Origin of the sequence: Flavobacterium sp., from assembly GCF_040382755.1 — a bacterium.
Taxonomy (GTDB): Bacteria; Bacteroidota; Bacteroidia; order Flavobacteriales; family Flavobacteriaceae; genus Flavobacterium.
In genome coordinates this window covers 1-2,766 of sequence record NZ_JBEIET010000191.1, presented here as the reverse complement: position 1 = coordinate 2,766, position 2,766 = coordinate 1, and the positions used below count along the sequence as shown (strand labels likewise).

General features: G+C 31.7%; 3 protein-coding genes and 1 rRNA gene. 1 reads left to right on the top strand and 3 read right to left on the bottom strand.

Annotated elements, in window-relative coordinates; all coding sequences use genetic code 11:
* Nucleotides 1-1,264, bottom strand: a 1,264-nt coding sequence (gene carB / locus ABWO04_RS11000; protein ID WP_353079739.1) for a carbamoyl-phosphate synthase large subunit, incomplete at its 3' end; no start/stop codon positions are given.
* A 98-nt stretch (nt 1,265-1,362) separates the two neighbouring features.
* Nucleotides 1,363-1,524 carry a 50S ribosomal protein L34 gene (gene rpmH, locus ABWO04_RS10995; RefSeq protein WP_091315350.1) on the bottom strand — a complete coding sequence of 54 codons (162 nt, stop codon included), beginning with the start codon at nt 1,522-1,524 and terminating at the stop codon, nt 1,363-1,365.
* Between the two features lie 150 nt (nt 1,525-1,674).
* Between rpmH and ABWO04_RS10990 the strand changes: the two genes are divergently transcribed.
* On the top strand, nt 1,675-2,193 hold the full coding sequence (locus ABWO04_RS10990; protein WP_353079738.1) for a DUF2892 domain-containing protein: 519 nt from the start codon (nt 1,675-1,677) through the stop codon (nt 2,191-2,193).
* A gap of 440 nt (nt 2,194-2,633) precedes the next feature.
* Here the strand turns inward: ABWO04_RS10990 and rrf are convergent.
* Nucleotides 2,634-2,743 (bottom strand): 5S ribosomal RNA (rrf, locus tag ABWO04_RS10985).
* Between the last annotated feature and the right edge of the window lie 23 nt (nt 2,744-2,766).

The window sequence follows — 2,766 nt, the reverse complement described above, 5'->3', positions numbered from 1 at the left end:
GTTCGTAATTGGTATACCCCTTCCCATCTGCTCCTAAGCCATTTCGCTTAATTTCAAGTGATTGAGTAGCTTTGTGAAGCGCTTCTTGAAACGAACGCCCTATTCCCATTACTTCTCCTACCGACTTCATTTGTAATCCTAACGTTCTATCTGCACCTTCAAATTTATCGAAATTCCAACGTGGTATTTTTACGATTACATAATCTAAAGTTGGCTCAAATAAAGCTGAAGTCGATTTTGTAATTTGATTTTGCAATTCATCTAAATTGTAACCTAAAGCTAATTTCGATGCGATTTTTGCAATTGGATATCCAGTAGCTTTTGATGCCAATGCAGAAGAACGTGATACGCGAGGATTAATTTCAATCGCAACTATATCTTCTTTTTCATCAGGTGAAACAGCAAATTGCACGTTACAACCTCCTGCAAAATTTCCGATAGAACGCATCATCAAAATAGCCATATCACGCATTTTTTGAAAAGTTGTGTCTGATAATGTCATTGCAGGCGCAACAGTAATAGAATCTCCAGTATGAATTCCCATAGGGTCCATATTTTCAATCGTACAGATAATTACCACATTATCGTTACTATCACGCAATAATTCCAATTCATATTCTTTCCATCCCATTAAAGCTTTATCAATTAAAACTTCATGAATTGGAGACGCTTCTAAACCGTAAGTTAAAGCCGCATCAAAATCTTCCTTCTTATAAATAATCGCAGCTCCAGTTCCACCTAAAGTAAATGAAGGACGTATTACTAATGGAAATCCAAATTCTTGCTCTATCTCTTTTCCTTTTAAGAACGAATTGGCCGTTTTAGCTGGTGCTTGAGGAATTCCAATTTTATTTAATAAATTCTTAAATTGCTCTCTATCTTCGGTAATATTTATTGCATTTATATCTACACCAATCAATCTAACACCAAAATCCTTCCAAATTCCTTTTTCATCGGCTTCAATACATAAATTTAATGCGGTTTGACCACCCATTGTTGGTAAAACAGCATCAATTTGAGGATGTGCTTTTAAAATCTCTATTATAGATTTTGTAGTCAAAGGTTTTAAATACACATGATCAGCCATAGTTGGGTCTGTCATGATGGTTGCAGGATTTGAATTAATAAGGATTACTTCGATTCCTTCCTCTCTTAAAGAGCGTGCAGATTGTGAACCGGCATAATCAAATTCGCAGGCTTGTCCAATTACTATTGGTCCTGAACCAATAATTAATACCGATTTTATTGAATTGTCTTTTGGCATATTGTTGTGTTGTTGTAGATTGTAATTTAATGCAAATATAAAAAAAAGGTGCTACTATTAAAATAGTAACACCCTGATATTTCGATTAACTAATACCATTATTTCTTATGTCTTGGTTCACAAGATACTGTTAATTTATGTCTTCCTTTAGCTCTTCTACGAGCAAGCACCTTTCTTCCGTTAGGAGATGACATTCTGTCCATGAAACCGTGCTTATTTCTTCTTTTTCTCTTTGATGGTTGAAATGTTCTCTTACTCATTGTTAGTATTTTTAAATTCTATATAATTCTTTAATAATATGGCTTTCTTTAAACCGAGTGCAAATATACAAAGACTTTTTTCAAATACAAATACTTTTTTAAAATTATTTTTAATAGATTTTATTACCTTTGCAAACTAAACTAAATATCATGTTCAATAAAAACATAAAACTAATTACAGCAGCAGGATTAATATCATTTGCAATTTACTTATTCATTATTGGTGGTAATATCGGAAATGGAATATTTTTAATTCTATTATCAACCCTTTTTATCTTATTTTATTTTAAAAATGAATTAATTATTTTATCATTTTTACAGTTAAGAAAACAAAATTTTGACGGCGCTAAAAAATATTTAGATAAAATTAGCAATCCAGAAACAGCTTTAGTTAAAAAACAACAAGGGTATTATAATTACTTAAATGGATTAATGGTTTCGCAAACTAACCTAAATCAAGCAGAAAAATACTTTAGAAAAGCTATTGAACTTGGCTTAAGTATGGATCAAGACTTAGCTTTAGCCAAACTTCAATTAGCAGGAATTGCTGCTTCAAAAAGAAGAAAAATTGAAGCAGAAAAATGGCTAAGTGAAGCAAAAAAATTAGACAAACACAATATGTTGAAAGATCAAATTGTAATGATGAAACAACAGTTAAAAAGAATATAATTTAAAAAGTCCCAATGGGACTTTTTTTTGTGCTTTATAATTACGATTTAATTTTGAAAGTTATTCAATTTTTATACCATTTAAAATAATCAAATCATAGAACATTAAAATTTCTCAGCTCAGAATTTTAAAACAATAAATTTTCTCAATACAGATTCTAATTTTTTTTTTATTTTGTGCGTTCCCTTTCAGGTCGTGTGTTCCGTTATATCTTTTTTAGTGTTATTTTTAAAAAAAAGGATGCCACTCCACCCACTAACGCTTCGGTTTTCATAAGATAAATCTTGTAAACAAGCTATGAATCACCTTTATATAATAAAAAAAAGCCCCAATCTTTTAGATTGAGGCTTTAATAAAAGAAGGCGGCGATCCTAGTTTACGAACACGCCACATCAATAACAAAAAAAAGCCTTCAAGTTTTACTTGAAGGCTTTAATAAAAGAAGGCGGCGACATACTCTCCCACATAACTGCAGTACCATCTGCGCAGTTGGGCTTAACTTCTCTGTTCGGAAAGGTAAGAGGTGAGCCCCAACGCAATAACCACCTTAATGGTTTGTTACATTCAATGCAT